The organism is Rheinheimera sp. (assembly GCF_036568245.1).
Classification (GTDB): domain Bacteria; phylum Pseudomonadota; class Gammaproteobacteria; order Enterobacterales; family Alteromonadaceae; genus Alishewanella.
The window spans coordinates 1-4898 of record NZ_DATCSY010000246.1 but is presented as its reverse complement, the minus strand read 5'-3'; the positions used below and the strand labels follow the sequence as shown (position 1 = coordinate 4898).

Sequence of the window (4898 nt, the reverse complement as noted above, 5' to 3'; positions counted from 1 at the left end):
AATATTCCGGTGAACGGACGGCTTTTTCATTCTGCAGATGAAACTGAATTTTTTTTGTCAACTGGATTGCAGTAATAGGTTTAACCAGAAAATCGTTTACATCGTAGCTGATGCTTTGCTCAATCAGCTCGCGATACGCATTGCCGGAAAAAATAATCACCGGGATATCATGCGAAGTAGCGCCAAAACTGCCGGAACGCACTTTATACACCAGCTCTAACCCGGTCGGTGCTTTCATTTCAATGTCGGTTATCAGTAAATCAATCGGCTCGCTTTCCAGAATGTCAGCCGCTGTTTTGCCATCCAGTGCTTTAAACGCCCGGCAACCAGGTACTTTATTAGCGACCCCGTATAGAAAATCACACATCAGGATCACGTCATCAACAACAAGCACATTAAAATTCTTCAGAAGCATTGGGTATGGTCTGCTAAATAGCGCAATTAATGAAGTTATACAGTCAGTTGCAGCACTAAACAAACTGGCTGCCTAGCAGAAAGTATATGCCTGATTTCGGAAATTGACAGGCGCGCTAACTAATTTGGTGGCTCCTGATACCAGTCAGTCCAGCGGCTGTTAAACGATATACGGCGTAGCTGCTAAACTCGGCGACAAGCTTGCTGTAAAAGTCGAAATTAGACAAATTCACCGTAATAAAGCAGTTATAACTGCAATTGACCGGCCGCAGGGTCTGGCTACTACTGGCAATCACCCGGCTGCTCAAACCATGCTGCTTTACCAGTTGGCTAACGCGCCAGGCATGAAAATCACTGGTCAGAATATAATCAGGCTTAAGGCCACGCGCGCTAATGCTGTTAAATTCCTGGTAGGTATTATCGCCACCGTTAAAGCAGTCCACCGCTAGCTGACGCTGTTGCGCCAGCAGATAATCGACATAAGGCTGGCAGTGTCGTCAGCAACAATAGTGTTAAAAGAGCGTTTCGCATTCGAGTTCCCCGGGCTTACTGTGTATTTACGCTGTTTTGTGTTTGTGCCGGAGCATCATACCAGTCGGTCCAGCTGCGCGTCAGCGTATAAACAGCATAACTGGCAAACTCTGAGATTAGCTTGCTGTACAAATCATAATTGGCCAGATTCACCGTCAGCAAACATTGCAAATGGCAGTTTAACTGACGGAACGTCCGGCTGGAACTGGTCAGGATCTTACTGTCCAGATGGTGATCATTCAGCAATTGCTGAACCCGCCAGGCATGGAAGTCAGAGGTCAGCACATAATCTGGCTTTAGCGATGTTTTGCTGACCAGAGTATTAAACTCCTGATAAGTGTTATCTCCACCATAGATGCAATCCACCGCCAGGTTATTAGCTCTGGCCAGCAGATAATCAATATAAGGCTGACAGTAACGGCTGGTAATTACGACACTGCTGCCATCGGGTAACGCCGCAGCAACCTGCTCCAGCCTTGCCCTGGCGCAGGCGGTTAAGTCGTCTTCAGTGCCTCCGCAGCCCAACACCACCACCAGGCTACCCGGTTCAATAGCATACGACGTAAGCTGAGTACTGCTATACAAATGCCGGGCCTGATTCGCTACAAAGCTGTTACCGGTCAGATAATAAAATACCAGCAAAAACCATAAGCCTTTTTTACGGTAACGGATGCTGGCCAGCAGCAGCCCCAGCAACACAATATTCTGCGGGTAAAAAAATGGTTCAAAAAATTCCTTCATGCCCTCTCCGTTTCAGTGTGGCCAGACGTTGCCTGATGCAGTAACAACGCATTACACAATGCCCATGGCAACCACAGCATACCTGAGGTCAGAATATGCCCGGCAACCGACGACACCAGTAGCAGCAGTAAATTCAGCAGCAACAGGCTGCGGCCATAGCCATCAGTACAACACTGTACGCTGTAGCGTAAAAACTCAGCAAACGTCAAAAGCCATAGCAACACACCCGCTATGCCATGCAGCACCAGCAAATCAAACCAGTCCAGCTCGGCAAAATACTTTTTCAGATACAAGGCCACACCGCCCTGGCCAACCCCCAATAACTGCTGCCAGGCACTGTATTGCTCTGTCATTACCTGCCAGATCCGGCCCGCATAATAATCACGTGACGACAGCAGAATGCCGCTGATGCCTCGCTGCTGATAAACAAACTGCAATTTGTCGTAAATGCCAAGCATACGCAGTAACGTCTCACCATTGACGATAACCAGCAGCAGTGCCAGCAGCATTAACACTGCTGCACCAACAACCCACCGCCGGTACTGATACCAGAATGAGCCGTTCTGCATCAGTAAGGGTATCAACACCACCAGCAGTAATACACCAAAGAGCCCGGTCTTGGTCAGCAACAATAACGCTATTAGCAATGAACAACTGCTAAGCAGCAGATAACGCATTTTGTGCGCCGGCCAGCTAAGCGCCAGCAAAGCACAGGTCAATACCAGCAGCACCGCCGATAACTCGTTGGTAGAGTAAAAGTAACCTTTGATGCCCAGAAACGATTGGGCCACGCCCTCCAGCGGCTGATAGGCATTAAAGCCAAAGCCGGCCAGCCCGGCTGCCGTATTCGCCAGCAATACCGTCGCAGACAGCCATAACGTCAGGTGGCACAGCTGCCGGGCCTCTGCCGGTGCGCGCTGAAACAGCGAATGCAGGTAGTAAAATGCCAGTAACGGGCTGATAAGCTTAAGTGCCAGCTGCATATCGGCAATCGCCCAGCGTGGGGCCAGTTCAGGCCAGTTCAGCGCAGGGCCTGCCAACAGCAGTAACAGCGACATAGCAAAGAGCGCCGTCTTTTTAGCCTGGTCATGCAGTAACGACAGCACCATCAGCAGCAACAATGCCAACTTGTAAACGGCTGACAACGCAAAGCTGCTGCCGCTAAGCTGCAACAGCGCACCATTGACGCAATCGATCAATAAAAAAGGCGGAATAAGCCAGCGCAGCGCTTTATCACTGCCACGCTGCACCCCGCTAGAAATGGCCTGGTCGGTCATTATTTTCTGAATAACCCAAGTAAACCTTTGCTGAACATTTTAATGCGCCAGCGACTTAACGACCCGAGCTTATGTTTCAGGTAATAGCGCCACTTCAGCTTGACTAAACCATAGCGACAGCTACTGATTAACTGCGACAGCGTAAGCGGGATATGTTCCATGCACTGGCGGTAAAACATCTGATTGTGCAAGTTACGCTCGCTCATCAGCGCCCGGTGTTTTGCCACAAACTGTTTGTGCGCATCCAGCCGCTTTGGCGAATTGGTAATACGGCCAAGTTCATGGCCGACATTCACCTTGTAACTCGGTTCAGCAATACGCAGCGCCGGACCAAACGCCAGCACAACCCTTACCCACATATCGTAATCCTGAAACGCGGCCAGCGACACATCAAAGCCTTCCAGTTGCAGCATGCGTTCGCGCCGCACCAGTGCCTGGTTCGATAAGGTGTGTAAATCCAGCAGTTCAGGCAACGTCACCACCTGTTCTTTGGCAAATAAGCGCTTTTGCACCGTACCGTAATCCCAGATGTAACCCGAGCATACACAGCTGTATTTGTCGTCATAAGCGTTATACAGGCTGCTTAAGCGATGCGGTAAAAACTCGTCATCATCATCAATACCGGTGACAAATTCGCCTCTTGCCTCCGTTATCGCCCGGTTGCGGGCCGCACAGGCGCCCTGCCCCTTGCTTTGGCGGAAAAACCGCAGCCGCTCATCATCAATATATCGGTTGGTCAGTACCTGCCAGGTGTCGTCAGTTGACGCATCGTCTACCACCAGCATCTCTATGTTCGGGTAGTCCTGCGCCAGGACAGACTCTATAGCAGTGATCGCCATATTGACCCGGTTATAGGTCGGCATATACACACTGATTAACGGAAATTCTTGCTTAGTCATGTAATTACATCCCTGACATTAAATTTTGCCGGTGAAATACCACCAGACATAGCGCAGCAAACCCAGCTGGCGGCCAATACGGCTGGGCTGAGACAACAAACGATACGCCCATTCCAGATTCAGTTTGCACCATAGCTCCGGCGCCCGTTTGACATTACCGGTGAACACATCATAAGTGCCGCCTACGCCCATATAAAAGCAGTCCGGATGTTGCGCTCTGATACGCTGGATCAGCAGCTCCTGCTTCGGCGACCCCATGGCGACACTGACAAAGCGGGCACCGCTTTGTTTAATCTGCGCGATAAGGGCGGCTTCATCCTTAAAATAACCGTCTACCGCACCGACTAAATTCACCTGCTGCGCCCTTAGCTTGTCTGCCGTTTGCTGATTCACTTCCGGTTTGGCCCCCACAATAAATACCGGCACCTTGTAGGCCGCGGCGCGCAGCATTAACTGCTGCCACAGCTCACAACCGGGGATACGCTGTACATTTTTTTTCAGCCGCCGGCGCATCACCTTAACAACACCAATACCATCCGCATAACGGATATCAGCACCGCTTATCACGGCTTCAATGTCGCTGTTACGCATGGCGGTAAGCACTTTTTCCGGATTAATCGCAATGGCGGAACCTGCATAGGTGCTACCGTCTTCCCGGATAATAAAGGCGAGTAACTGCTGCATATCGGCAAAGGCCGAAACCTGAACCGGTCCTACTTTTACTTCAGCAATCGGCTGCTGTAACGCTGCAACGGCATGATTCATGACACAACTCTCTGATAGATGTCCTGTAAACGATTAACCACCTGCCCCAGCAGGTATTGTTCAGCACTGTGACGGCTGTTTAACTGCATTTGTTGATACTGCTCTGCCGGTTGCGTAAAAAACGTAGTCAGTGCCTGCTGATACTGTCGTATCACCTCAGCTTCTTCAGACTGCTGCGGTACCAGCAAGCCATTAACACCGTCAATAATCTGCTCTGCAGAGCCGTCGGTGCCGGTAGCAATTACCGGGGTGTAACACGCCATGGCTTCTG

At 50.4% G+C, this 4898-nt stretch carries 7 protein-coding genes; all 7 read right to left on the bottom strand.

Annotated elements, in window-relative coordinates; translation table 11 throughout:
- Window positions 1-415: response regulator (locus VIN66_RS11360; protein WP_331924102.1), on the bottom strand; the 415-nt coding region annotated here is incomplete at its 3' end.
- A gap of 115 nt (window positions 416-530) precedes the next feature.
- Window positions 531-857, bottom strand: a complete 327-nt coding sequence (locus VIN66_RS11355) for a hypothetical protein (protein ID WP_331924101.1) — start codon at window positions 855-857, stop codon at window positions 531-533.
- A gap of 103 nt (window positions 858-960) precedes the next feature.
- Window positions 961-1686 (bottom strand): hypothetical protein, encoded by a 726-nt coding sequence (locus VIN66_RS11350; protein WP_331924100.1) that lies wholly within the window; start codon window positions 1684-1686, stop codon window positions 961-963.
- A complete protein-coding gene (locus VIN66_RS11345) occupies window positions 1683-2963 on the bottom strand; it encodes an O-antigen ligase family protein (RefSeq protein WP_331924099.1) in 1281 nt (426 codons plus the stop codon). Before VIN66_RS11345 ends, VIN66_RS11350 begins: the two co-directional genes overlap by 4 nt.
- Window positions 2963-3862: a glycosyltransferase gene (locus VIN66_RS11340; protein WP_134055886.1), complete on the bottom strand. Its 900-nt coding sequence runs from the start codon at window positions 3860-3862 to the stop codon at window positions 2963-2965. Before VIN66_RS11340 ends, VIN66_RS11345 begins: the two co-directional genes overlap by 1 nt.
- Window positions 3863-3880: 18 nt before the next feature.
- Window positions 3881-4627, bottom strand: a complete 747-nt coding sequence (locus tag VIN66_RS11335) for a WecB/TagA/CpsF family glycosyltransferase (RefSeq protein WP_331924098.1) — start codon at window positions 4625-4627, stop codon at window positions 3881-3883.
- Window positions 4624-4898 (bottom strand): glycosyltransferase (locus VIN66_RS11330; RefSeq protein ID WP_331924097.1); only part of this gene is annotated, 275 nt, incomplete at its 5' end. The genes VIN66_RS11335 and VIN66_RS11330, both read right to left, overlap by 4 nt.

What these genes read in the sequence shown, in the direction of transcription:
- VIN66_RS11340 (WP_134055886.1), bottom strand. Translation starts at nt 3,862, where the DNA reads ATGACTAAGCAAGAATTTCCGTTAATCAGTGTGTATATGCCGACCTAT.
- VIN66_RS11350 (WP_331924100.1), bottom strand. Translation starts at nt 1,686, where the DNA reads ATGAAGGAATTTTTTGAACCATTTTTTTACCCGCAGAATATTGTGTTG.
- VIN66_RS11345 (WP_331924099.1), bottom strand. Translation starts at nt 2,963, where the DNA reads ATGACCGACCAGGCCATTTCTAGCGGGGTGCAGCGTGGCAGTGATAAA.
- VIN66_RS11335 (WP_331924098.1), bottom strand. Translation starts at nt 4,627, where the DNA reads ATGAATCATGCCGTTGCAGCGTTACAGCAGCCGATTGCTGAAGTAAAA.